This window comes from Pseudarthrobacter kochi (genome assembly GCF_055412805.1).
Genome location: NZ_JBVAYV010000013.1, coordinates 46,335 through 70,277, shown reverse-complemented (window position 1 = coordinate 70,277; position 23,943 = coordinate 46,335). Strand labels below are relative to the sequence as shown.

Below are 23,943 nucleotides of genomic sequence, written 5' to 3'. Positions count from 1 at the left end.
ACTTCGGACAAACGCATTGGTTCCCTGTCCCGTTACGGCCGTCGGTGACAGCCGTAACGGGACAGGGAACCAGGATCAGGCTGGTGTTTCCACTATGCCTGTCAGCGCTAGGGAACCCTAGGACTTTACCTTGATGCTCTGAATCGACTTGAGGGCCTTGTCCTGCAGGGTCTTCGACAGCGGGGCGGACTTGGCGGCCTCAGCGGCTGCCTTCTGCCCGGCGTCGGAGACGACGTAGCTCTCGAATGCCTTCACCAGGTCCGCGGTCTTCTGGTCTGCGTAGGTGCTGCAGACGACGTGGAAGGAGACCAGGACCACCGGGTAGGCACCCTCGATCTTGGTGGTGCGGTCCAGCTTGATCGACAGGTCGTTGGCGGTGCGGCCCGCAACCGGCTTCCCGGCGTCGACTGCCTTCGCAGCAGCGTCGGCGGAGATCTTCGTGAAGGACCCGCCCACCTTGATCTGCGCGACGCCCAGCTTGCCGCTCACAGCGGAGTCATCGGCGTACGTTACGGCGCCCGGGGTGTCGGTCACGGTCTTGACGACGCCGGAGGTGCCCTTGGCGTTCTCGCCCTTCAGTGCTGCGGGCCAGATGCCTGCAGCCTTGTCGGTCCAGACCTCGGGAGCGGCGGCGGCCAGGTAATCGGTGAAGTTCTGGGTGGTGCCGGAGTCGTCGGAGCGGTTCACCGGGGTGACCTTGAGGTCCGGGAGCTTCGCGTCCGGGTTCATGGCGGCGATGGCCGGGTCGTTCCAGTTGGTGATCCCGCCGCGGAAGATCTTGGCGACGGTGGCGGCGTCGAGCTTCAGTTCCTTGATGTCGGGCAGGTTGAAGGCCACGGCGATCGGGGAAATGTAGACCGGGATGTTGAGGGCGCCCTCGGGGCCGCAGGTGGTCTTGGAGCTCGCGTACTCGTCATCCTTGAGGTAGGCATCGGAGCCGGCGAACTGGGCGGAGCCGTCCAGGATGGCCTTGCGGCCTGCGCCGGAGCCGTCCGGGGAGTACTGGACATTGGCGCCCTGGTTTGCAGAGGCGAAATTGGTCTTCCACACGTCCATGGCAGCGCCCTGCGCGGAGGAACCGATGCCGGTCAGGGTGCCCGTAACTGCGGGGCCCGAGGCGGACGGCGCGGCGGACTGGGCCGTGTTGGTTGCGTTGTCCGAACCGCAGGCGGTCAGCGCGAGAGCGCCAGCTGCGATGACAGCGATAGCCGAGGTGCGGCCGAAGCGGAGTGCCTTCACTGAGATGTGCCCCTTCCAGGGATTTTCTGTGCGTGCCGGGCCGGAGAAGGCCGGGCAAAGATGCGTACGGTTTGTACCTCTATTGAAACTAGGTGCCCCAGATGAAGAGAATTGCCGTCCGAGATGAACGGAGGGTTAACGACGCCGGGACATTGGCTTACATCCGCCGGGCCCCCATTGCGTTAGCCTCGTCACAGCCGTAGGGGTCCGCGCCGACGAACTGCAGGATCAACGGCCCAATAGACTGGAGCGCATGGCCTCCGCTATTGGACTTTCCGCAAGCGCCCGATTCCTGCGCGGCCGGGTCCGCACCGGCTTGGTCCGGAGCCGGAACTCCCTCATGCCGGCCATCCAGATGACCGCCTGCGCAGTTGGCGCGTACGCGTTCGCCGAGTACGTGCTGGGCCACAGCGGCCCGCTCTTCGCCGCCACGTCCTCCCTCATCTCGCTGGGCTTTTCCCGCGAGCCCCGGCTGCGCCGCGTGATCGAGGTCGGCCTGGGCTGCACCATCGGCATCGTGGTCGGGGACCTGCTGCTGCACTGGCTGGGCGCCGGGATGTGGCAGGCCGCCGTCGTGCTGCTGTTCTCGATCCTGCTCGCGAGGTTCCTGGACAGCGGGACGATCTTCACCACCCAGCTGGGCCTGCAGTCCCTGTTGGTGGTGCTTCTGCCGGCGCCGACGGGAGGTCCCTTCACCCGCAGCATCGACGCCGTCGTGGGCGGGGTGTTCGCCCTGCTGGTGACGATCCTGATCCCGAAGGACCCGCGCCGGGAACCCCGCACCGACGTCAAGAAGCTCCTGCACGAACTCGCCGAGGTGCTGCGCGAATGTGCCTCCGCCCTGAGCTACAGCGACTCCACCCAGGCCTGGCATGCGCTGATCCGGGGGCGGAACTGCCAGCCGCTCGTCGAGGCCATGCGGCAGTCTCTGCGGTCCTCCGGCGAGGTGGCAACCCTGGCGCCGGCCTACCGCAGGCACCGGGACGAGCTGGACCAGATGGAACAGTCGCTCGACTACATCGACCTTGCGCTGCGCAACAGCCGGGTCTTTGCCCGCCGCCTGACCAGCGCCATCAATCATGCGGCCTTGTCCGACGAGGCCACGCAAAACATCGCAGAGGTCCTGCGGGACACCGCCGACGCCGTCGACGAACTCTCCCTGGGTCTGGCGGAAGTGCACGACGGCGTCCGCCGCGCCCACCTGCGGACGGCCCGGACGGAGCTTCGGGAAATCGCCGGCCGCCTGCACCCGAGGCTGCTTGACGTGCAGCGGCTGGAGGGCGAAACGGTGGTCATGTTGTTCCGTCCGCTGATGGTGGACCTGCTCGAGGCGGCCGGGGTCGACTCCCGGGAAGCCCGGGATATCCTTCCCCCGCTGTAGGTGCCGCTGTAGGTGCCGCTGTAGTTGCCGGGGCGCGTGCCGTGGGGGCGGGAGCGTGCATGTCGCAGGGCGCGGATAGGGTGGAGCAATGGCTACCAAGACTTCCCGGGCCACCAAGGCGCCGGGCTACAAATGCGCTGAATGCGGCTGGACCACGGCCAAGTGGGTGGGCCGCTGCGGCGAGTGCCAGGCCTGGGGCAGCGTGGAGGAAACCGGCGGCGCCGTAGCGCGGACGACGGCGGCCACCACCGTGCTGGAGCCGGCCCGGCGGATCTCCGAGGTGGACGCCACCACCGCGGCCTTCCTGCCCACCGGAGTGGACGAACTGGACCGCGTGCTCGGCGGCGGGCTGGTCCCGGGCGCCGTGATCCTGCTGGCGGGCGAACCCGGCGTCGGCAAGTCAACGCTGCTGCTGGACGTCGCGGCCAAGTTTGCCCGCACCGCGCAGGACGTCCTCTACATCACGGGCGAGGAATCGGCCGCACAGGTCAAGCTCCGCGCGGACCGGATCGACGCCGTCGCCGAATCCCTGTACCTCTCCGCCGAAACGGACCTCGGCCAGGCCCTGGGCCAGGTGGAGAAGCTGGAGCCGCGCCTGCTGATCGTGGACTCCGTGCAGACGCTGAGCAGCGCCGACGTCGAAGGCAGCGCCGGCGGCGTCTCGCAGGTCCGGGAGGTTGCCGCTTCCCTGATCGCCGCCGCCAAGCGCCGCAACATGACCACCCTGCTGGTCGGCCATGTGACCAAGGACGGCTCCATCGCCGGGCCCCGGCTGCTCGAGCACCTCGTGGATGTGGTGTGCCAGTTCGAAGGCGAGCGCCACTCCCGGCTGCGGCTGCTCCGGGCGGTCAAGAACCGGTACGGCCCCACCGACGACGTCGGCTGCTTCGACCTGAACGAGGACGGGATTGTGGGCCTGGCCGATCCGAGCGGGCTGTTCGTTTCGCGGACCAAAGAGCCGGTCTCCGGCACCTGCATCACGGTGACCCTGGAAGGGCGTCGCCCGCTTCTGGCTGAGGTACAGTCCCTGCTGGCCGAAAGCTCCAGCGCCCAGCCGCGCCGGGCCACGAGCGGGCTGGACAGTTCCCGGGTGGCCATGCTGCTGGCGGTGCTCCAGCAGCGCGCCGGCTGCCTGCTCAGCAAAGACGATTCCTACGTGGCAACCGTGGGCGGCGTAAAGCTCAGCGAGCCCGCCACGGACCTCGCCGTCGCGCTGGCCGTGGCCTCCGCGAAGGCCAGGAAACCCCTGCCGGAGCGGCTCATTGCCTTCGGCGAAGTGGGCCTGGCCGGCGAGGTACGCCCCGTGCCCGGCATCAACCAGCGGATCCAGGAAGCCCACCGGCTGGGCTTCACCCACGCCGTGGTACCGGCAAGCCCGAACGGCGCGGGACCGATTCCTGCGGGTTTCTCGGTGCGCGAAGTGGGACACCTGACCGAAGCCCTGAGCCTGCTGATCAGCTGAGGCTTTCCTGCAGCCAGCTCCGGAACGCGACTTAGGACCCTATACTCCGCCCGGTATCGGGGGGAGTATAGGTACAGGACAGGCACGGGTGCGGGCGAAGGGAACTGGCCATGATGGGGTACTACGGCAACGGTATCGGCTGGATGTGGCTCTGGGGTGTGCTCTTGCTGGTCGGGATCGCCGCCCTGGTGCTGCTCGCCGTCCGGCTCTTCACCGGCGGACCCGGCCACGGCGGCGCCAACCAGCCCGGCCGCTACGGCACCCCGCTCTATGGCCCGCCGGGGACTCCCCCGGGCGGCCCTGGCTTCCCCGCCGGGAAGAGCCAGGCCCGGCTGATCCTGGACGAACGCTTCGCGAGGGGCGAGCTCACTGCGGAACAGTACCGCGAGAGCTTGAAAGTGCTCGGCGAGGAACCCTAGTGCGGCCCGTCAGCCGCCGCGACGCCCTGCTCCTGGGCGGCCTGGGCACCGCGGCCACCGTGGCAGGCGGAGCCGGACTGTGGTGGTCCCTGGTTTCCACCCAGCAGCCGGGCAGCGGGGCCGGGGGCGCGCAAGGGACCGGGCTGCGCAGTCCCCCCGAGCTTCGCAGCGCCGGCGGCAGGCTGCAGCTCACCCTGGAGGCCGCCCGCGGACAGGTGGAGCTCGGCGGCCGGCCAGCCCGGCCCCTTTGCTACAACGGCACTGTCCCGGGTCCCACCCTCCGCTTGCGCCCCGGCGACGAGCTCAGCATCAGGCTTGTGAACAGCATCGACCAACCAACGAACCTGCACGTCCATGGCCTCCACGTGTCCCCGCAGGCCAACGGTGACAATGTGTTTGTCACGGTCCAGTCCGGAGCGGATTTCGACTACAGCTACCGGCTGCCGCCGGATCACCCGCCGGGCGTCTACTGGTACCACCCGCACCACCACGGCATGGTTGCGGGGCAGATTTTTGCAGGGCTTTTCGGGGCGATCATCGTCGAGGATCCCGAACCCATCCCGGTGAGCGTGGAACGTGTGCTGCTTGTCTCGGACACCACCCTGGACAGTGCCGGCAACATAGCCGCGGTGTCGCAGATGGAGCGCATGGCGGGCCGGGAAGGTGAACTGCTCCTGCTCAACGGGCAGAGCAGGCCACTGCTCATCGCCCGCCCGGGCGAACGGGAGCGGTGGCGGATCATCAACGCCTGCGCCGCCCGCTTCCTTCGGCTCCGGCTGGACGGCCAGCGGCTGGAGCTGCTCGGCATGGATTCGGGCCGGTCCCCCGCTCCCGAAGCCGTGGACGAACTCCTGCTGGCGCCGGGCAACCGGGCGGACCTGCTGGTGACGGCAGTCGACGGCGAATCCACTTTGCAGGCCCTCCCCTATGACCGCGGCGGCATGCCGGGAATGATGGGGCAGGCGCCGTCCCCGGTCCGCGGGGCAGCCGCACTGGCGACCTTTCGGGTCAGCGGCGAATCCGCGGCCGTGCCCGGTGCCGTCGCGGTGCGGCCGGCCCCGGCGGACCTCCGGACCGCCGCCGTGGCGGCACGCCGGCAACTGGTCCTGGCGATGGGGGCGGGATCGGGAGGCATGGGCGGAGGCATGGGCGGCATGATGCAGTTCAGCATCAATGGCCGTGAATTCAGCGAGTCCCGAACGGACACGATCGTGGCAGCCGGAACCGTGGAGGAATGGACGCTGGTCAACACGAGCCCGATGGACCACCCCTTCCACCTGCATGTGTGGCCGATGCAGCTCATCGAGGACAACGGCCTGGCGGTCGAATCCGTCATCATGCGGGACGTGGTGAACGTGCGGGCGAACGGGCGGGCCACAGTCAGGGTCGCGTTCCGCGACTTCGGCGGCCGCGCGGTCTACCACTGCCACATCCTGGACCACGAGGACCTGGGAATGATGGGCGTGATCGAGGTCCGCTGACCGGGGAAACCTCTTGTGAATTATACCCCCTAGGGGTATCGTGAAGCTCAACCCGCACATCGATGGATCCCCCAGGAGCGCGCATCATGGAACACCGGCACGGCAGCCACGCAGTCGGCGGCCCGCAGCTGAACCATCAGCACGGAGGCCCGGCCGGGCAGCAACCCGGCACGATCGGGATGCGCGGCAGCGGCCCCGCGCCGCAGCAGGACGACGAGCACCTGGTGCACAGCCACGGCCAGCACGCCGGTCACAGCGTGGCGATGTTCAAGAACAGGTTCTGGCTGACTCTCGTCCTGGCGGTCCCGGTGGTCTTCTTCAGCCCCATGTTCGGGCAACTCCTCGGCTACGAACCTCCCTCGTTCCCCGGCTCCGGCTGGATTCCTCCCGTCCTCGGAACCGTCATTTTCTTCTCTGGCGGCCAGCCGTTCCTCAAAGGCGGACTGAACGAGCTGAAAACCGGCAAGCCGGGGATGATGCTGCTGATCGCCATGGCCATCACCGTCGCGTTCACCGCCTCATGGGTGACCACCCTGGGGATCGGCGGCTTCGACCTCGACTTCTGGTGGGAACTGGCCCTCCTGGTTGACATCATGCTGCTGGGGCACTGGATTGAAATGCGCGCCCTCGGCTCCGCCCGGGGCGCGCTGGATGCCCTCGCGGCGCTGCTCCCGGATGAGGCCGAACGCATTACCGGGTCCGGAACCGAGATTGTCGGTGTCTCCGAGCTCAGGAGCGGCGACACCATCCTGGTCCGTTCCGGCGCGCGGATGCCGGCGGACGGAACTGTGACCGAGGGGCAGACAGAATTCGACGAATCCATGATCACGGGTGAGTCCAAGACCGTCCTCCGATCCCCGGGCGACCCGGTGGTCGCCGGCACGATCGCCACGGACAACAGCCTCCGCGTTCAGGTCACTGCCATCGGCGAGGACACCGCCCTCGCCGGGATCCAGCGGCTCGTGGCCGAGGCGCAGGCATCCTCCTCACGGGCCCAGGCACTCGCGGACCGTGCCGCCGCCTTCCTGTTCTATTTCGCGGCCGGGGCCGGCGTCGTCACCTTCATCGCCTGGACACTGCTGGGCAGCGTGCCCGACGCCGTGGAACGCACCGTGACGGTGCTGGTCATCGCCTGCCCGCATGCGCTGGGCCTTGCCATCCCGCTGGTCATCGCGATCTCCACGGAGCGGGCCGCCCGGGCCGGCGTGCTGATCAAGAACCGGATGGCGCTCGAACGGATGAGGACGGTCGACGTCGTGCTGTTCGACAAGACGGGGACCCTGACCAAGGGTGAGCCGGAACTGAAGGACGTGGCCGCCGTCGAAGGGACGGACCCTGGTGAGCTGCTCTCCCTGGCCGCCGCAGCGGAATCGGACAGCGAGCACCCCCTGGCCCGCGCGATCGTCGCCGCGGCCCGCGGGCGCGGACTCACTGTCCCGCTGGCGACCGGTTTCACTTCCCTGACCGGCCGGGGCGTCCGCGCCACGATCGGCGGCAGGACGGTCCGGGTGGGCGGCCCCGCGATGCTCAGGGAGCTGCAGGCAGGGGAACCCCCGGAACTGGCGGCCGCGACAGCTGCCTGGCGGGACCGGGGTGCGGCAGTGCTTCATGTGGTGGACGGCGACGCCGTGCTGGGCGCCGTGAGCCTTGAGGACGCCGTGCGGCCGGAATCCCGCCAGGCCGTCGCGGCGCTGCAGCACCGCGGGATCAAGGTTGCCATGATCACCGGCGACGCCCGGCAGGTGGCCCGGGCCGTGGCCGCCGAGCTGAACATTGACGAGGTCTTCGCCGAGGTTTTGCCGGCGGACAAGGACAAGAAGGTGGCCGAGCTCCAGTCCCGCGGCCTCAAGGTGGCCATGGTGGGGGACGGCGTCAACGACTCCCCCGCGCTGGCCCGGGCCGAGGTGGGCATCGCGATCGGCGGGGGCACCGACGTCGCGGTGGAGTCCGCCGGCGTGGTCCTGGCCGGGAACGACCCCCCGGGCGGTGCTGTCCATGGTGGATCTGTCCCGTGCGAGCTACCGGAAGATGTGGCAGAACCTTGTGTGGGCCACGGGCTACAACATCATTGCGGTGCCGCTGGCCGCCGGCGTCCTGGCGTTCGCAGGGATCGTCCTTTCCCCCGCCGCCGGGGCCGTGCTGATGTCCGCCTCCACGATCGTGGTGGCCCTCAACGCGCAGCTGCTGCGGGGCCTGAAACTCAACCCCGCGGACGTCGGCTGACCTGAAAGTGACCCCCATGCCGGAGACCCCACCACGCAACCCCTCATTCGGGAGATCCTTCGCCCGGGTGGGTCCGCGGATGGACGCCCGCGGGGCCGCGGACCACCGCCGGCGCCTCCTGGCAGCGGCGCACGGCGCCGTCGTCGAAATCGGGGCAGGCTACGGGGCCACTTTCCCGTTCTACCCTTCCGCGGTGACCGGCGTGCTGGCCCTCGAACCGGACGCCACGCTCCGGGAGCTGGCGCTGGCCGCTGCCAGGACTGCACCAGTGCCGGTCACCGTGCAGGACGGCGTGGCGGAATCGCTGCCGGCGGCGGACGCGTCGATCGACGTCGTCGTCTCCAGCCTGGTGCTGTGCAGCGTGGCGGACCAGTCCACAGCCCTCGCGGAGGCGGTGCGGGTACTGCGGCCGGGCGGCCTGCTGCTGTTCTATGAACACGTCCGTTCGGCGCACCGCATGCTGGCGGCCGCCGAAGACCTGGTCACACCGCTGTGGAGCCGGATGGCAGGCGGATGCCACCCCAACCGGGACACCGTCGGCGTGATCGCCGGGGCGGGCCTCACGGTGCAGGGTCTCGAGCGCTTCGGCTTTTCGGTCCTCCCCGGCAACCCCCGGCTGGTCCACGTCCTGGGGGTAGCCAGCAAACCCTGACGGCCGCCCGGCGCGCAGAAGGGGCGCCTGCCGCACTGGCAGGCGCCCCTTCGTTGCTCGCGGAAGCGGGTGGTTCTAGGCCTTCTTGGGCGGCAGTGCCAGCTTGAAGACCTTGGCCCAGGTGGAGCCGACCTGCTTCCAGATCGGGCCGGTGGTGTACGGCAGGCCGTAACGCTGGCAGATTTCCTGCACCTTCGGGGCCACCTCGGCGTAGCGGTTGGACGGAATGTCCGGGAAGAGGTGGTGCTCGATCTGGTGGGAGAGGTTGCCGGTCATCAGGTGCATGAACTTGGACCCGGAGATGTTGGCGGAGCCAATCATCTGCCGGACGTACCAGTCACCGCGGGTCTCGCCTTCCACCATTTCCTCGGTGAAGGTGTCCGCACCCTCGGGGAAGTGGCCGCAGAAGATCACCGCGTGCGCCCAGACATTGCGGACCGCGTTGGCGGTCAGCGTTCCGTACAGCGCCTGCTTGCCGGATCCGGTCAGCATGGCAACGGCCGGCGTGGCGGCGTAGTCCTTGGTGAACTGCGTGAGGGCCTTGCGGCCGAGGGCCTTGAGGTCCTTGGTGAGGGCCTCCTTGGACTTCTTGCCCTGCTTGTAGTCCTCCAACTCGAGGTCGTAGATCGCGATGCCCCATTCGAAGACCGGGGCCAGCAGCGCGTTGTAGAGCGGGTTGCCCAGGTTGAAGGGCTTCCATTCCTGGTCCGCGTCCATCCGCAGCAGGTTGTACCCGACGTCGTTGTCCTTGCCGATGACGTTGGTCCAGCGGTGGTGCAGGTCGTTGTGGGTGTGCTGCCAGGCGCGCGCCGGGGTCACGAAGTCCCACTCCCAGGTGGTGGAGTGGATGTCGGGGTCCCGCATCCAGTCCCACTGGCCGTGCAGGATGTTGTGCCCGAGCTCCATGTTTTCCAGGATCTTGGCGAAGCTGAGCATGGTGGTCCCGGCAACCCAGGCCGCCTTGTGCTTGCTGACCAGCAGCGTTGCACGGCCGGAAATCTCCAGTCCGCGCTGGATCTTGATCATCCGGCGGATGTAGGCGGCATCGGACGCGCCGCGCTTGGCGAGGATATCGTCCTTGATGGCGTCGAGTTCACGTCCCAGCTCGGCGACCTGCTCGTCGGAGAGGTGCGCGGCAGCCGGCGGCCGCACCGTCGGGCTGCCGGACTCGGCGAGGGCGCCGGGCCGCGTCTTCACGGCGCGGGGCGCTTTGGCAGAGCCGTCAGCGCCCTGGGGGGCTTCCTCGGAAAGGCTTTGCTTGTCGGAAACAATCGTCATGCGGTGGTACTCCTCAGATCTCGAGGTTAACGGGTCCGGCGGCTGCCGAGACACACGTCTGGATTAGTTGGCCGGGCTCGCCATGGACTTCGTCCGTGCGCAGGTCACGGACCTGTCCGGCCCGGAGCGGGATGAGGCAGCTGTGGCAGATGCCCATCCGGCAACCGCTCGGCATCAGGACGCCGGCGTCCTCGCCGACGTCGAGCAGCGGGGTGTCGCCGTCGGCGTCGACTTCACGGTCCGAGGCCTCGAAGGTGACCAGGCCGCCGTCGTGCCCTTCCCCGCCGGCGAGCTTGGTGCTGAAGCGTTCGATGGTCAGGGTGGCTTCCGGAGGGGCGTCCGCGGTTGCGGTCTCGGCTGCCCAGAGCGCCTCGGCGTCGTCCAGGAAGCTTTCGGGGCCGCAGGCGTAAGCGGCGCGCTCGCGCCAGTCCGGGCAAAGCTGTTCCAGACCGGCGGCGGAGCTGAAGTCCAGCCGTCCGCGTTCGCCCGTGAACCAGTGGATGACGCGCAGGTTGGGGAACTGGTCCGCGAGTTCGGCCAGTTCCTCGCGGAAGATGGCGTCCGCCGGGGTCCGGGCAGTGTGGATGAGGACGACGTCGGAGTCCGGACGATGCGGGACGAGAGTGCGGATCATTGACATGACCGGGGTGATGCCGCTGCCGGCGGTGAGCATCAGCAGGGGGCGCGGGTGCTCCGGAAGGACGAAATCGCCCTGCGGCGGCGCCAGGAAGAGCACGTCGCCGGGCTTGGTGTTGCGCACGAGGGTCCCCGAGACGGCACCCATGTCACTGACGGTGATAGCCGGGTCCTTGCCGGCGGGGGCGCTGAGCGAGTATGACCGCCAGTGGCGGACACCGTCGAGCTCGACGCCAATACGGGCCCACTGGCCGGCAAGGTGCGCTTGCCAGCCGCGGCCGGGACGGAAGAAAATGGTGGCGGAATCGGCCGTTTCTGGAACCACCCGAGTGACAACGCCGCGCAATTGGCGGGCGGAAAACACGGGATTGAACAGCGACAGAATGTCTTCTGGAGCTAGGGGGGTGGTCAGTAGAGATGCGGCGCGCGCCAGCTTACGGAGCCGGATCATCTTCCAATCGTATGTCAGACAGGGTCATACTTCTTCACCCAAGGCATACGATCGACGTGGATAAACTATCTCCCCGCAACAACTAATTGGAACCAGCCTCATGAACGCATCCCCGACGGGCACCCCCGCTTCTTCCTCCTACGACCCGCCGTGGCTTGCCCTGCCGCGCGAGGTCAGCGACGTCCTCCGGCCGATGATGCCGGGCATTGTCGAGGCCATCATCGACGCCGTGCCGCAACTCGTGCCGGCCTATGCCAGGCCGATCGAGGGACGCTTCGGGCGGGGGCTGCGGCGGGGCGTGGCTGCCGCACTGGACCGCTTCCTGCAGCTGCCTGGAACCCGGCTGCCCGCCCTTTCAGAGGAGAGCAGGCAACTCGTGGCAGGGCTGGGGAGCGGTGAATTCCGCCAGGGCCGGAGCATGGATGCGCTGCTGAGCGCCTACCGGATGGGTGCCCGCGTAACCTTCCGCGAGATGTCCAGGGTGTCGGTGGAGCACCACCTTGGCCAGAGTGTGGTGGTGGACCTGGGCGAATCGATCCTGGCCTACATCGACGAGCTGTCCGCGGTCAGCGCCGAGGCGTATGCCTTTGAACAGTCGGAACGGGCCGGCGCGGTGGACCGCCGTCGCACCGAACTGCTCGACCTGCTCCTGCTGGGGCAGGCGGATGAGACGGCCCTGCGCCAGACGGCGGCGATGGCGGACTGGTCCCTGCCGCAGCGGATGGTGGTGGTGACCCTGCCGGTGGACCGGTCCGCGGGGCTGCGTCTCCGGCTGGGGGCGGGAACGCTGGTCATTGAACGCGAGACGGACGCCGTCGCCCTGGTTCCAGCGCGGCAGTCGAAGTCCGCACGGGCGGACCTGGACAAGGTGCTGCGTGGCCGCGGGGCTGCCGTGGGGCCGGCCGGAGGCTGGGAGAAAGTCCCCGATTCGCTGCGCCTGGCAGTGCTCGCAGCCTCCGTGCTGCCGCCCCGGGACGGCCCGGAGGATCCGCCGATCTGGGCAGATGAGCATTTGGCCGAGGTGATTCTCGGCGCGGAGCCCTCCGCCATCGCGGAACTGGCGAACCGCCGGCTGGCGCCGCTGGAAGGGCTGCGCCCGGCGCAGCGCGAGCGGCTCGCGGAGACTCTGCTGTCCTGGCTGCGGCACTGGGGCCAGCGCGCCCCCGTCGCGGCAGAGCTCGGCATCCACCCGCAGACAGTGGGTTACCGGGCTGCTCAGCTGCGCGAGCTGTTCGGCGACACGCTCGAGGACCCCAAGGCACGGTTCGAACTGGAACTGGCGCTCCACGCCGGCAGGCGTTGAACAGCGCAGGCGTTGAACAGCGCAGGCGTTGAACAGCGCAGGCGTTGAACAGCGCAGGCGTTGAACAGCGCAGGCGTTGAACAGCGCAGGCGTTCAGCGGAACCTAGCCGGCGATCGCTTCCCTGCTCTGCAGCCGCATCTCCAGGTCGTTCATCACGATCGCGGCGAGGTCTTCCAGCGTCGTGGTGTCGGCGGCGCTGAACTCCCGGGGTTCCCGGTCCAGGATGCAGAAGGTGCCCAGGTTGTAGCCGTCCGGAGTCCGCAGCGGGACGCCGGCGTAGAACTGCAGTCCGAACTCGCCAGCCACCAGCGGGTTGGCGAGGGTGCGGGGATCCCTGGTGGCGTCCTCCACGATCCAGGCGCCGTCCTGCAGGATCGCGGAGGCGCACAGCCCCGGGTCGCGGCCGATCTGTGTGACGTCGGTGCCGTGGTGGGCCTTGAACCAGATGCGGTCGTGGTCCACCACGCTGACGATTGCCACGGGCACCGAGAACACCCGGGCCGCAAGCGCCGCGATCCGGTCGAAGGCGCCGTCTGCCGGGGTGTCGAGGATCCGGTAGCGTTCCACCGCGCGCATCCTGGCTTCCTCATCGGTCCCGCCCGGGGCTTTCTCCAGGCGGTGGCGTCCTGCGCCTTTAATGACTTCCTGGCGCAGGGCGAGGGAGACTTCCCGGGCCGGAGGCCGCTCCGCCGGGTCGCGGGCAAGCATGGAGGACAGCAGCGACGTCCAGATGGGGGCAAGCTCTTCGGGGATGTCGGGATCGTGGAGCAGTCGCGCGACGGCGGACTGGATCGGTGCGCCCGGGTAGGCCATCTTTCCGGTCAGCCCTTCGAGCAGCACCAGGCCGAGGGAATAGACGTCGCTGAGCGGCCCGGCGGGTTCGCCGGCGGCCTGCTCCGGGCTCAGGTAGGCGGGGGTGCCGGAGGTTCCGCCATCGTCCGCCACCGGGCCGTTGCCCGCCATGATGGCAACGCCGAAGTCGCTGAGCTTGGCCCGGGGGCGCCGGTCATCGTTGCTGTAGTCCACCAGCAGGATATTGGCCGGCTTCACGTCGCGGTGCACGATGCCGTGATGGTGGATGTAGGAGAGTCCGTCCGCCAGGTCGTGGCCGATCAGGGCCATGTGCGCTGCCGACAGCGGCCCCTGGGCGGCGCGGTGGCGCAGGTCCGGACCGCGGACCAGCTCCATCACGAGGTAGGTGAGGCGGGCCCCCGGGTCGCTCAGGTCCGCGCCGGCGTCGAACAACGTCACGAGGGCGTGGTGGCTCAGCCCGGCGAGGATACGGATCTCCTGCCCCTGCCGGCGGGTATGTTCGAGATCATCCGCGTCGTCCCGGAAGAGTTTGACGGCCACCTCGCGCTGCAGGAGTTCGTCATAGGCGCGGTACACGGTGGACTGGCTCCCCCTGCCGATGAGGGAGTGGATCCGGTAGCGGCCGCTCAGCAGGAATCCTGGTTCCATGCCGAGTTTTCTGCTGTAGTCAGTCAAAGAGTGTTCGTTGTCCCTTAGGTGCGGGGCCCGCCGACGGAATCGCGCGGATCAGTCCAAAAAGCCGAAAATGTGGGGCGCCCGCGAAGTAGCAAGGTTACTTATGATACCGCGGAAATGGGATTCAGGAAGACCTGCGACGGACCAATATCCCCGCTCCGCAGACGGGGCATCGGCCGCTACTTGGCGGGGTTGTGGGTGCCGATCGGCAGCAGGGTCAGGTCCGGGTGGTTCTTTTCGATCCGGCGCAGGGCCCAGACGTCGTTGAACAGGGCCAGGTATTCGCCGTCGGAGCGCAGCAGCACCTCGGCGCCGGGCACGTTGGCCAGCGCCGGCATGGCCTCCGCCGTCGAGATCCTGGCGATGGAATACGGCAGGCGCTCCAGCCGCATCGGGGCGCTGAAATCGTGCGCCATCCGGTCCTCCACGACTTCGAACTGCATGGGGCCGACGGCGGCCAGCACCGGGGCCTGGTCGCCGCGGACGTCCGAGCGGAGGACCTGGATGACGCCCTCGTGCTCGAGCTGCTCGATGCCGCGTCGGAACTGCTTGAAACGGCTGGGGTCCTTGGAGCGCGCCACCTGGAAGTGCTCCGGGGCGAACAGCGGGATGGCCGGGAACTCCACTGGCTGCTCGAGGAAGAGGCTGTCGCCCACCCGCAGCGAGGAGGCGTTGACGAGGCCGACGACGTCGCCGGGGAAGGCCTCGTCAATGACCTCGCGTTCCCGGCCGAAAACCTGCTGGGCGTACTTGGTGGCGAAGGACTTGCCGGTCCGGCCCTGCGTCACCACCATGCCGCGCTCGAAGATGCCGGAACAGACCCGGATGAAGGCGACGTGGTCCCGGTGCGCCTTGTTCATGCCGGCCTGGACCTTGAAGACGAACCCGGCGAAGGGTGCGTCGACGGGCCGTGCGGCGCCGTCGACGTCGGGCCGCGGTGCAGCGGGCGGGGCGAAGTCCACGAGGGCGTCGAGGATCTCCTTGACGCCAAAGTTCAGCGCGGCGGAGCTGAACAGGATCGGCGTCGCCTCGCCTGCGTGGAAGGCGTCGATGTCGAACTCAAGGTTTGATTCGATGACCAGCCCGGCTTCGTCGACGGCGTTGGACCAGTCCTCGCCCTGGCTGGCCGCGGCCTGCTCCGGCGTGAAGTACTCGGTGAGGGCGATGTTGGCGCCGGCGTTGTTGCGCTTGAACTGTGCGAAACGGTCGTTGCGCAGGTCCCAGACGCCGCGGAAGTCACCGGAGATGCCCACGGCCCAGGTCAGCGGCATCGGCTGGAGGCCGGTGCGCTCGGTGATCTCGTCCATGAGAGCCAGCGCGTCCAGGCCCGGCCGGTCCCACTTGTTGATCACGGTGATGATGGGCAGGTTCCGCTGCTTGCAGACCTCGAACAGCTTCATGGTCTGGGTTTCCAGACCCTTGGCGGCGTCCACCAGCATCACGGCGCAGTCGACGGCGGCCAGCACACGGTAGGTGTCCTCGGAGAAGTCAGCGTGGCCGGGGGTGTCCAGCAGGTTGATGACGGTGTCGCGGTAGGCGAACTGCAGCGCCGCGGAGCTGATCGAGATGCCGCGGTCCTTTTCCATCTGCATCCAGTCCGAGACGGTCTCCTTGCGGTTGGCCTTGCCGCTGGAGGCACCGGCGGTACCGATAACCTTCGCGTGCAGCGCCAGCGCCTCGGTCAGGGTGGACTTGCCGGCGTCGGGGTGTGAAATGACCGCGAAAGTCCGACGCCGGGCCGCCTGCTTGTGAATCTCCTGGACTCGGGCGGGGCTAAGGACTTCTTGGGACACGGTGCTACTTTCGCTGCGGCGTTGAATGGTTGCGCTCCCGGGTTTGCGGGGGGAACCGGCTGGCCCGGTGGGAACGCGGGTTGTTCTGCCGGGGGTTCTGCGTGAGGGCTTTGTGGGATCGGCGGGGGGATTGGGCGGGCGCGGCGGCGGTCAGCCGACGGAACACCCAAGGGTCCAAGTTTATCGCAGCCTGGGCTGCCGCCGCGAAGTGGGCGGAACGCCGCATGAATGCAGGACAACTGCGGATCAGAAATGCGTGGCTGGAACAGGGGCCCGGGAGGCGTTTCGGGGACGTTCCCGCGGCGTCTCAATGGACCACTTTGGGGCTTGTCCGTGCGGAAGTTGGCCCGCTTTACCTCTACTATGGTGAGAACGGGGAACCGAGTACTTTTGATCCTGCCGGCAAACACTGGATACCGGCGCACTTGCGGGCTGAGGCCTGCACCTTTGAAGGGAAGATCTATGGCTCGGAGCCCTGAAGATTCACTCAAGGCGACGCTGGGCCGAGTGGCACCGGGCACCGCCCTCCGCGACGGCCTGGAACGCATCCTCCGCGGCAGGACCGGCGCCCTGATCGTGCTGGGCATCGACCGGACCATCGAATCCATCTGCTCTGGCGGCTTCGACATCGGAATCGATTTCTCCCCCACCCGCCTGCGGGAACTGGCCAAAATGGACGGCGCCATCATCTGCGACAAGGACGCCAGCAACATCCTGCGCGCGGCCGTCCAGCTGGTCCCGGATTCCAGCATCGAGACCCAGGAGTCCGGCACCCGGCACCGGACCGCTGAGCGTGTCGCCATCCAGACCGGCGTTCCGGTGATCTCGGTCAGCCAGTCCATGCAGATCATCGCGCTCTACGTGAACGGGCTGCGGCACGTCCTGGAGGGCTCGGAGAAGGTCCTGGCCCGCGCCAACCAGGCCCTGGCAACCCTGGAACGCTACCGCTCGCGCCTGGACCAGGTCACCAGCTCACTGTCCGCCCTGGAAATCGAGGCCATGGTGACGGTCCGCGACGTTGCCGTGACCCTGCAGCGCCAGGAGATGGTCCGCCGGATTTCCGAGGAGATTTCGCAGTACGTCCTGGAGCTCGGCGAGGACGGGCGGCTCCTCTCGCTCCAGCTGGACGAACTGACCGTGGGCCGCGGCCCCGGCAGCGACGTGATCATCCGTGACTACTCGGGCCCGGACACCTCGGCCGAAGACATCGACCAGGCCGTGAAGTCGCTCGTGAACCTGGGCCCCACCGAGCTGATCGACCTGGGCAAGATCGCCGGGATTGTGGGCTTCGCCGGCGGCGAGGCCAACCTCGACGCCGTCGTCCAGCCGCGCGGGTACCGGCTGCTATCCGGGCTCAAGGCCGTGCCGAAGGCCGTCGCCGACCGCCTGGTGGACCACTTCGGCGGCCTGCAGTTCCTGATGGCCGCCACGATCGATGACCTGATGACGGTGGACGGCATCGGCGACCAGCGCGCCCGGACGGTCCGTGAGGGCCTGAGCCGGATGGCCGAGGCAAGCCTGCTGGACCGCTTCCTCTAATCCCCATCGGTTGCTCCACAGGTGCCCTTTTGAGCCCTCAAAACGGCACCTGTGGAGCAATCGATGGGACTAGTTGAGCTGGAACACGGCTTTGGGGCTGGTCTTGGTCGCCAGCCGTGCGGTGAAAACGTAATACGCGCCGCCTGCTCCCGGTTTGGCCTCGATGAGCTTGCAGCCTTCGACCGAGCGGTTGCGCTCCCACAGGAAGTTGGCCGTCTCGCTTTGCCCCGGTGCGATGGTCTTCACGAGCTCGGTGGCGTCCTTCTGGCAGTCAGTGGACGAGAAGATCCGGTCCGAGCCGCTGGTGACCAGGAATTCCATTTGTGAGGTGCCGATATTGACCTCGCACGGCACCTTGTTGCCGTTCGTCACTTTGAGCGAGAGCAGCGGGTTCTCCCCGGCCGCGTAGGCAGGTTTGTCCGTGGAGGCCGTGACCGTTACCAGGTTCTGCTCGCAGCCGTTGCCCGTCGGAGATGCTGACGGGGAAGCCGTGGTTTCCGGGGCGCCCGCCGGGCCCGTTTCCTGGCCGGACGGAGCCGCTCCACCGCCGGACGGGGACTGCCCGGCGTTCAGGACACTTGCGACGGCGGCGAACCCCCCAAGGGCGATCGCGATCACGAGCAGGAGGGCGGCGCCCACGAACAGCCGGCGGCGGCGGTAGACGGGGCTGACCGGTTTCCGGGCAGGCTTGCCTACGGGTTCGCGCGCGGGTTTACGTACGACGGGCCGGCCCGGGCGTGCTCCGTTGCCGGATGCGCCCGGGCGGGAACCGTGAGTTCCTGGATTGTCTTGCCTGCCCATCCTTCTAGGCTAGAGAACCGCACCGGGTATCGGGCCCTCCCACGCCGCGGGCGGAGTGTGGCCCTCATCTATTACGCTGAATCCATCAAAGCTCTAGCCGATTCCCCCGCCGTCCCCGTCTCAGCGCGCCCGCAAGACATCCCCGCCGACGTTCCGCTGTCCTTCCTGCACAAGGCCCTGGACACCTGGTTCGGGGCGAACGCCCGGGACCTGCCATGGCGGGCGGCTGAATGCACGCCATGGGGTGTGCTGGTCAGCGAGATCATGCTGCAGCAGACGCCGGTGGTGCGCGTGCTGCCCGTCTGGGAGGAATGGCTGCGGCGCTGGCCGGAGCCCGCCGATCTGGCCAGGGAGCCTGCCGGCGAAGCGGTCCGGGCCTGGGGGCGGCTGGGCTATCCGCGGCGGGCCCTGCGGCTGCACGCGGCCGCCGGCGCCATCGGCGCCAACCACGGCGGAAAGGTGCCCGGAACGTACCCGGACCTGCTGGAGCTGCCCGGGGTGGGCAGCTACACGGCGGCGGCCGTCGCCGCGTTCGCCTTCGGCCGCCGCGAAACCGTGGTGGACACCAACATCCGCCGCGTGCACGCCCGCCTGTTTTCCGGCGCGGCCCTGCCCTCGCAGTCGCTGAACGCCGCGGAGATGCGGCTTGCCGCGCAGGCGCTTCCGGACGACGCCGTCTCTTCCGTGCGCTGGAATGCCTCCGTCATGGAGCTGGGGGCATTGGTATGCACTGCCCGTTCGCCGAAATGCGGGGATTGTCCGGTCAGTAGCTCCTGCGCCTGGCTTGCAGCCGGTGAGCCGCCGCCGACGTACACCCCGAAAGGGCAGTCGTGGCACGGAACGGACCGCCAGGTTCGCGGAGCCGTGATGGCGGTGCTCCGCATGGCCGAGTCCCCGGTCGCCCCCGCGCTGTTCCAGCAGGCCGCCGCGGACCTTGGCTTCGAACCGGCGGGGATCGGCATCCCGCTGGCCGCCCTGCACCGGCTCAACTCCGCTCCGGAGCAGCTGGAGCGCGCGCTGTCCGGGCTGCTGAGCGATGGACTCGCCGAGCTGCATCCGGCGGGTTTCCGGCTGCCCGCCTGACCCCCTCCCGCCCCGCCGATGGCCGGCCCCCTAGCTGGACTGCGCTCCGGGAACTACGCTGAAGGATGCGCACAGTCGCGGCCGTCCTGGGCCTGGGTTTCATCGCGCTGCCGGCCGCCGGGTGCCAGCCCCAGACCGCGTGCCCGGCGATCGCGCAGGCACCGGTGGTGGCGCTGACCGTGGCCCGAGAGTACGCCGGTGCGGTGAAAACGCTCCGGCTCAAGGCATGCCAGGACGGGAACTGCGCCGAGGCTGATCTTGTGCTGTTCCCAGGGAGCACCACGGTGGATCAGGGCTGTGAACCAGGGACATACGGCAGGGACCGTCCCTGCTCGGCGACCGTCTCGCCCGACGGCACCCTGACGGGGACGCTTATGCTGGATCACCTCTCGGACTCCCCCATCGACGCCAGCTTGAACGGCACCGATGCCGGCGGCCTCGCCCTGCCGGTCCGCACCCTGACGTTCACGCCGCGGATTGCCTACCCGTTCGGCGAGCAGTGCGGCAGGTTCATCTCAGCCGGAGTCCGCCTGGATGCGGACGGCCTCCGGCAGGCCGGCTGATCCTCCTGGAGAAAGGGAAATGCCGTGAACTCGCAGAACATCAGCCACTGGATCCGTGCAGGGTTGTGGGCCCTGGCCGCCTCGTGGCTCGTCACCGCCTGGGCCACGCTGGAGCCGCAGCCGGACCAGGAGAAGGACCCGGAGGCCTGGGCCCGGTTCGTCAGCTCCGACTCTTATCAGTTGAGCCACCTGTTTGGCAGCACCGGAGGCACCATCCTTGCCATCTTCGGTGCCTTCGCCCTGGGCTGTTGCCTGGCGAACAGCAGGGTGGGACGCCTGGCACTGGCTGCGATGGTGACCGCCGTCGCCGGTACTGCCTGGCTGCTGGTGCCGGCTGTGATTTCGACGTTTGCGACTCCCGCGACAGGAAAGGCCTATCTCGGTGGAAACCAGGAAGTGATGCACCTGGACTTTCCGGGGTCATTGACGGGGGCGTTCCTGGTTGGCCTGCTGCTCGCGTTCCTCGGCAATGTACTGCTGGGGATTGCGGTGTGGCATTCCCACGTGCTGCCGCGCTGGGCCGGGGCAGTCTGGGTGACCGGCGCCGTCGTGTTCTATGTCCTGGGCGTCGTTCTGGGGCAGGCGACGACGGGAAGCAGCCTGCCGACCCAGCCCGCCGGGGCCGTGCTCATGGCAGTTGCCGCCGGGTGGATCGCGTGGACGGGCCCCCTGCAGAGCACAGCGGCGCCCGACCTCACCGCCGCCGGCACAGCCTGAGACCGGGCCCTAAGGTTCGCCGAAGCCTGCCGTGATAAGTCCGCGCAGGTAGTCCACGGCCTTGGTGGCATCCGGGCCGCTGGCTTCGACGTGCAGCACCGCGCCCTTTGCCGCCCCGAGCATCATAAGCTCAGTCATCGACGCACCGTCGGCGCCATTGACCGTCACCTCGGCGTCCATGCCGGACAGTCCGCCGGCGATCTTCGCCGCCGGACGTGCGTGCATTCCGGCCAGGTTGATGAGTTCAAAATCCCCTGTTGCCTCCGGCGGCCGGTGCACGTGGGCGTGCTGAACAGCGGCCGGCGGCCGGTAGACGGCTTCCGCGGCTTGCTTCACGCCCTGGGGATCAGCTCCGGCCTGGGCTGCCACAGCGGCCGCGACAAGGCCCTCGATGAGCGGCGCATCGGCCAGCAGCACTGAGGAGGGATCCGCCAGGAACTCCACCGCTGACTCGGCTGTCATCACGGCCGAGCCGAGATCCGTCAGGACGACTATGCCGTCGCTGTTGGCGTCCCCGGCCTGTTCCAGCGCGGCCATGACCCGCTCGAGGCTCGTGCCGATCCGGCCGCCGTCGGTGCCGCCGGCGGGGATGATCAGGACGTCTGGTGCCATCTGGGCGGCGAGCTCGACGGCGCCGTCGGCAATCTTTTCGCTGTGGGAGACGACGACGAGATTGACCGTCATTCGGCAGCCCCGACGGCGGCGCGCAGGATCAGGGCGGTCGAGACGGCGCCCGGATCCCGGTGGCCGATGCTGCGCTCCCCCAGATAGCTGGCACGCCCCTTGCGCGCGAGCATCGGATCCGTGGAGACGGCGCCGGCTTCGGCTGCCTCCGCGGCCGCCACCAGGACCTTGTGCACGTCGCTGTCCCCGGCGGCGGACGCAGCCGCGTCAACCGCCGGGGTCCAGGCGTCGACCATCGTCTTGTCACCCGATTCCGCCTTGCCGCGGGCCACGATCCCGTCCCGCGCGGCCTGGATCGCCGAGGCTAGAGTGGCTGCGTCGATGTCGGCCGCCTCGCCCAGCGCCGTCGCCGCCCGGAGGAAGGCTGTGCCGTAAAGCGGGCCGGCAGCTCCGCCGACCTTGGACATCAGGGTCATGGCGGTCAGCTTCAGTGCCGCTCCAGCCGTTTCCGGCGGCGCCTCGGCGATCTTGACCATCACCGCCTTGAAGCCGCGGTCCATGTTCTCGCCATGGTCCGAATCGCCGATCGGCCGGTCCAGCTCGATGAGTTCTTCCCGGTGCTCCGCCATGGCCTCGGCTGAGAGGGTCAGCCACCGCAACGCCCAGTTGACGTCCAGCCCCACGTCAGACGCCCCAGCGGAGCGCGGGGGTGTGGACGGGAGCATCCCAAAGCGAGGTCATCTCGTCGTCGAGGCGCAGGACGGTAATGGAGCACCCCTGCATTTCGAGGGACGTGATGTAGTTGCCGACCAGTGAGCGCGCCACGGTGATGCCCTGCGCGGCCAGCTGCTGCGCGGCCCGGCGGTACACAATGTAGAGCTCGCTCTGCGGGGTGCCGCCCATGCCATTGACGAACAGGAGCACCTTGTCCCCGGAGGCCAGCCCGAGGTCGCTGACCACCGGTTCCAGCAGGCGGTCCGTGATGCCGTCGGCGTTCTCCATCGCAATCCGGTGCCGGCCGGGCTCACCGTGGATGCCAATGCCGATCTCGATTTCGTTTTCCTCCAGGACGAAGCTTGGCGACCCGGCGTGCGGGACGGTGCAGGCGGTCAACGCGACGCCCATGCTGCGTACGTTCTGGTTGACCCGGTCACCGATGGCCGCGACGGCGTCGAGGTTGTCGCCGCGTTCCGCGGCGGCACCGGCGATCTTTTCCACCAGGACGGTTCCGCCCACGCCGCGCCGTCCGGCGGTGTACAGCGAGTCCTGCACCGCGACGTCGTCGTTCACCAGCACGGTCCGGATCTCGACACCTTCCGCCTGGGCCAGCTCCGCGGCGGTCTCGAAGTTAAGGACGTCGCCGGTGTAGTTCTTCACGATGTGCACGACGCCGGCGCCTGAATTGACGGCGAGGGTGGCCGGCAGGATCTGGTCCGGTGTGGGCGAGGTGAACACGGCGCCCGGCACTGCGGCGTCGAGCATGCCGAGGCCGACGTAGCCGCCGTGCAGGGGCTCGTGCCCGCTGCCGCCGCCGGAGACCAGCCCGACTTTTCCTGCCACCGGCGCGTCCTTGCGCACGATGAACTTGGGGTCCGCAAAGACGGTCACGAGGTCGGCATGGGCAAGCCCGAAGCCCTCCACTGACTCGTCAACCACGGCGCGGGGATCATTGATGAGCTTCTTCATGGCTGTGCTCCCTGGATGGTGTCCTGGCTGCTTGCTTAGACCCTACTACCGGGGCCCCTGCCAGCGGTAGGCTCCGGATTCACAACCTGGGACGCGGAATCGGGTGGCTGTCGGGCGGCAGCCCGCCGTGCGTTCCGCAGGCGGATCAGCTTGGTTTATCGGCCCGCAACGGGAAGTTCGGCCAGGCGTCGCTGCCAAGCCAGGAGAACGGCGGCGCATTGAGACGCCCCCGGTTGGTCCCGGACGCTGAGCCGGGGCCGGCTCCGGAGACAGGACCCGGACGGCGACCCGGCGCCGGGTCCCCAGCCGCATCTTCCCCGGCGCCCGGGTCCGTGGCTTGGCGTGCCGGGACCCCGCCGGCAATAGTCATTTGGAATGCTGAGAAATCCGGAAAAACCACGCGTTCGTGCAATTTCTTGCCTCCGAAATTAAGGTGGCCCACCCCCTGGACCGGGATCAGTTTATCCATCAAATTTATGGATGGGAAGACCCGGTCCCGCCCCCAGGTCCGGCGGCATCTCCCGGGCCGTTTTTCGGGGCTCGCCCCTACAGGGTTTTGATCATCCGGGTGTTGCCGAGCGTATTGGGCTTCACCCGGGCGAGGTCCAGGAACTCGGCAACACCCTCATCATGCGAGCGCAGCAGCTCGGAATACACCACGGGGTCGACGGCGGTCTGGTCGGCCATGACTTCGAAGCCGTGCTTTTTGAAGAAGTCCACCTCGAAAGTCAGGCAGAAGACGCGGGAAACGCCCAGCGCCCGGGCGTCCGCCAGCAGCCGCTCAACCAGCAGGTGGCCCACGCCCTTCCCACGCCAGGCATCCGATGCCGCGAGCGTGCGCACTTCGGCGAGGTCCTCCCACATCACGTGCAGGGCCCCACAGCCGATTACTTCACCGTCCGGCGACTCGGCGATCCGGAACTCCTGCAGGCTCTCGTAGTAGGCCACGGTTTCCTTGGCCATGAGGATCCGCTGATCGGCCAGCGGAGCCACGAGCGTCTTGATCGCCCCGACATCGCTCGTGCGGGCAAGACGGATGCGGATTGGTTCAGTCACAGCCCAATCTTACGGGGGCTGGTTGTTGTGGCTTCATTTTCGTGGCTAATGCACGAGGCGGAGGTGA

Annotated in this window: 20 protein-coding genes and 1 pseudogene; 11 read left to right on the top strand and 10 right to left on the bottom strand. The window is 68.4% G+C overall.

The genetic code is table 11. The features are described 5' to 3' along the window. Positions 1–117: 117 nt before the first annotated feature. Positions 118–1,239: a phosphate ABC transporter substrate-binding protein PstS gene (pstS, locus tag ACZY0Y_RS08925; RefSeq protein WP_463883006.1), complete on the bottom strand. Its 1,122-nt coding sequence runs from the start codon at positions 1,237–1,239 to the stop codon at positions 118–120. A gap of 253 nt (positions 1,240–1,492) precedes the next feature. Between pstS and ACZY0Y_RS08920 the strand changes: the two genes are divergently transcribed. The 6 genes and pseudogenes from ACZY0Y_RS08920 (at position 1,493) to ACZY0Y_RS08895 (ending at position 8,857) form a co-directional block, all read left to right on the top strand. Further along, the gene (locus ACZY0Y_RS08920; RefSeq protein ID WP_463957509.1) at positions 1,493–2,620 is read left to right on the top strand and encodes an FUSC family protein; all 1,128 of its coding nucleotides are present in this window, start codon (positions 1,493–1,495) and stop codon (positions 2,618–2,620) included. 88 nt (positions 2,621–2,708) lie between these two features. Beyond that, positions 2,709–4,082, top strand: a complete 1,374-nt coding sequence (gene radA / locus ACZY0Y_RS08915) for a DNA repair protein RadA (RefSeq protein WP_024366064.1) — start codon at positions 2,709–2,711, stop codon at positions 4,080–4,082. A 110-nt stretch (positions 4,083–4,192) separates the two neighbouring features. Then, positions 4,193–4,501, top strand: coding sequence for an SHOCT domain-containing protein (locus ACZY0Y_RS08910; RefSeq protein WP_463883004.1), 309 nt, complete (start codon positions 4,193–4,195; stop codon positions 4,499–4,501). Next, positions 4,501–5,982: a multicopper oxidase family protein gene (locus ACZY0Y_RS08905; RefSeq protein WP_463957507.1), complete on the top strand. Its 1,482-nt coding sequence runs from the start codon at positions 4,501–4,503 to the stop codon at positions 5,980–5,982. Before ACZY0Y_RS08910 ends, ACZY0Y_RS08905 begins: the two co-directional genes overlap by 1 nt. A gap of 179 nt (positions 5,983–6,161) precedes the next feature. Continuing rightward, positions 6,162–8,205, top strand: a pseudogene (locus ACZY0Y_RS08900) (copper-translocating P-type ATPase). A gap of 16 nt (positions 8,206–8,221) precedes the next feature. After that, a complete protein-coding gene (locus tag ACZY0Y_RS08895) occupies positions 8,222–8,857 on the top strand; it encodes a class I SAM-dependent methyltransferase (RefSeq protein WP_463882999.1) in 636 nt (211 codons plus the stop codon). A 75-nt stretch (positions 8,858–8,932) separates the two neighbouring features. On the opposite strand, the gene ACZY0Y_RS08890 is transcribed toward ACZY0Y_RS08895, so the two are convergent. Beyond that, a complete protein-coding gene (locus tag ACZY0Y_RS08890) occupies positions 8,933–10,135 on the bottom strand; it encodes a fatty acid desaturase family protein (RefSeq protein ID WP_463957505.1) in 1,203 nt (400 codons plus the stop codon). Positions 10,136–10,148: 13 nt separating this feature from the next. Further along, positions 10,149–11,222 (bottom strand): ferredoxin reductase, encoded by a 1,074-nt coding sequence (locus ACZY0Y_RS08885; RefSeq protein WP_463957503.1) that lies wholly within the window; start codon positions 11,220–11,222, stop codon positions 10,149–10,151. A 100-nt stretch (positions 11,223–11,322) separates the two neighbouring features. Between ACZY0Y_RS08885 and ACZY0Y_RS08880 the strand changes: the two genes are divergently transcribed. After that, positions 11,323–12,525 (top strand): PucR family transcriptional regulator, encoded by a 1,203-nt coding sequence (locus ACZY0Y_RS08880; RefSeq protein WP_463882994.1) that lies wholly within the window; start codon positions 11,323–11,325, stop codon positions 12,523–12,525. Between the two features lie 103 nt (positions 12,526–12,628). Here the strand turns inward: ACZY0Y_RS08880 and ACZY0Y_RS08875 are convergent, their stop codons facing one another. Both ACZY0Y_RS08875 and ACZY0Y_RS08870 read right to left on the bottom strand, forming a co-directional pair. Continuing rightward, the gene (locus ACZY0Y_RS08875; RefSeq protein WP_463957502.1) at positions 12,629–13,987 is read right to left on the bottom strand and encodes a protein kinase domain-containing protein; all 1,359 of its coding nucleotides are present in this window, start codon (positions 13,985–13,987) and stop codon (positions 12,629–12,631) included. A gap of 206 nt (positions 13,988–14,193) precedes the next feature. Next, positions 14,194–15,807, bottom strand: a complete 1,614-nt coding sequence (locus ACZY0Y_RS08870; RefSeq protein WP_463882990.1) for a peptide chain release factor 3 — start codon at positions 15,805–15,807, stop codon at positions 14,194–14,196. A 462-nt stretch (positions 15,808–16,269) separates the two neighbouring features. On the opposite strand from ACZY0Y_RS08870, the gene disA reads away from it, so the two are divergent. Then, the gene (disA, locus tag ACZY0Y_RS08865) at positions 16,270–17,346 is read left to right on the top strand and encodes a DNA integrity scanning diadenylate cyclase DisA (protein WP_463882988.1); all 1,077 of its coding nucleotides are present in this window, start codon (positions 16,270–16,272) and stop codon (positions 17,344–17,346) included. Between the two features lie 69 nt (positions 17,347–17,415). Here disA and ACZY0Y_RS08860 read toward each other — a convergent pair whose 3' ends face one another. Next, a complete protein-coding gene (locus ACZY0Y_RS08860) occupies positions 17,416–18,147 on the bottom strand; it encodes a hypothetical protein (RefSeq protein WP_463882986.1) in 732 nt (243 codons plus the stop codon). 138 nt (positions 18,148–18,285) lie between these two features. Between ACZY0Y_RS08860 and ACZY0Y_RS08855 the strand changes: the two genes are divergently transcribed. The 3 genes from ACZY0Y_RS08855 to ACZY0Y_RS08845 all read left to right on the top strand — a co-directional run bounded on the left by ACZY0Y_RS08855 (position 18,286) and on the right by ACZY0Y_RS08845 (position 20,510). Next, positions 18,286–19,230, top strand: a complete 945-nt coding sequence (locus tag ACZY0Y_RS08855) for an iron-sulfur binding domain-containing protein (RefSeq protein WP_463957534.1) — start codon at positions 18,286–18,288, stop codon at positions 19,228–19,230. Between the two features lie 65 nt (positions 19,231–19,295). Further along, positions 19,296–19,793, top strand: coding sequence for a hypothetical protein (locus ACZY0Y_RS08850; protein ID WP_463957500.1), 498 nt, complete (start codon positions 19,296–19,298; stop codon positions 19,791–19,793). 24 nt (positions 19,794–19,817) lie between these two features. Further along, positions 19,818–20,510, top strand: coding sequence for a hypothetical protein (locus ACZY0Y_RS08845; RefSeq protein ID WP_463882981.1), 693 nt, complete (start codon positions 19,818–19,820; stop codon positions 20,508–20,510). Positions 20,511–20,519: 9 nt separating this feature from the next. On the opposite strand, the gene dhaM is transcribed toward ACZY0Y_RS08845, so the two are convergent. From dhaM to ACZY0Y_RS08825, 4 genes are all read right to left on the bottom strand, one after another. After that, positions 20,520–21,194: a dihydroxyacetone kinase phosphoryl donor subunit DhaM gene (gene dhaM, locus ACZY0Y_RS08840; protein WP_463882979.1), complete on the bottom strand. Its 675-nt coding sequence runs from the start codon at positions 21,192–21,194 to the stop codon at positions 20,520–20,522. After that, positions 21,191–21,817, bottom strand: a complete 627-nt coding sequence (gene dhaL, locus ACZY0Y_RS08835; protein WP_463882978.1) for a dihydroxyacetone kinase subunit DhaL — start codon at positions 21,815–21,817, stop codon at positions 21,191–21,193. Before dhaL ends, dhaM begins: the two co-directional genes overlap by 4 nt. Before the next feature lies 1 nt (position 21,818). After that, the gene (dhaK, locus tag ACZY0Y_RS08830; RefSeq protein WP_463957498.1) at positions 21,819–22,820 is read right to left on the bottom strand and encodes a dihydroxyacetone kinase subunit DhaK; all 1,002 of its coding nucleotides are present in this window, start codon (positions 22,818–22,820) and stop codon (positions 21,819–21,821) included. A 546-nt stretch (positions 22,821–23,366) separates the two neighbouring features. Next, positions 23,367–23,876: an amino-acid N-acetyltransferase gene (locus ACZY0Y_RS08825; RefSeq protein ID WP_463957496.1), complete on the bottom strand. Its 510-nt coding sequence runs from the start codon at positions 23,874–23,876 to the stop codon at positions 23,367–23,369. Between the last annotated feature and the right edge of the window lie 67 nt (positions 23,877–23,943).

Excerpts from the sequence above, each read along its gene's own strand:
- ACZY0Y_RS08920 (WP_463957509.1), top strand. The coding sequence starts at position 1,493 with ATGGCCTCCGCTATTGGACTTTCCGCAAGCGCCCGATTCCTGCGCGGC.
- radA (WP_024366064.1), top strand. The coding sequence starts at position 2,709 with ATGGCTACCAAGACTTCCCGGGCCACCAAGGCGCCGGGCTACAAATGC.
- ACZY0Y_RS08910 (WP_463883004.1), top strand. The coding sequence starts at position 4,193 with ATGATGGGGTACTACGGCAACGGTATCGGCTGGATGTGGCTCTGGGGT.
- ACZY0Y_RS08895 (WP_463882999.1), top strand. The coding sequence starts at position 8,222 with ATGCCGGAGACCCCACCACGCAACCCCTCATTCGGGAGATCCTTCGCC.
- ACZY0Y_RS08890 (WP_463957505.1), bottom strand. The coding sequence starts at position 10,135 with ATGACGATTGTTTCCGACAAGCAAAGCCTTTCCGAGGAAGCCCCCCAG.
- ACZY0Y_RS08885 (WP_463957503.1), bottom strand. The coding sequence starts at position 11,222 with ATGATCCGGCTCCGTAAGCTGGCGCGCGCCGCATCTCTACTGACCACC.
- ACZY0Y_RS08880 (WP_463882994.1), top strand. The coding sequence starts at position 11,323 with ATGAACGCATCCCCGACGGGCACCCCCGCTTCTTCCTCCTACGACCCG.
- ACZY0Y_RS08875 (WP_463957502.1), bottom strand. The coding sequence starts at position 13,987 with ATGGAACCAGGATTCCTGCTGAGCGGCCGCTACCGGATCCACTCCCTC.
- disA (WP_463882988.1), top strand. The coding sequence starts at position 16,270 with ATGGCTCGGAGCCCTGAAGATTCACTCAAGGCGACGCTGGGCCGAGTG.
- ACZY0Y_RS08860 (WP_463882986.1), bottom strand. The coding sequence starts at position 18,147 with ATGGGCAGGCAAGACAATCCAGGAACTCACGGTTCCCGCCCGGGCGCA.
- ACZY0Y_RS08850 (WP_463957500.1), top strand. The coding sequence starts at position 19,296 with ATGCGCACAGTCGCGGCCGTCCTGGGCCTGGGTTTCATCGCGCTGCCG.
- dhaM (WP_463882979.1), bottom strand. The coding sequence starts at position 21,194 with ATGACGGTCAATCTCGTCGTCGTCTCCCACAGCGAAAAGATTGCCGAC.
- dhaK (WP_463957498.1), bottom strand. The coding sequence starts at position 22,820 with ATGAAGAAGCTCATCAATGATCCCCGCGCCGTGGTTGACGAGTCAGTG.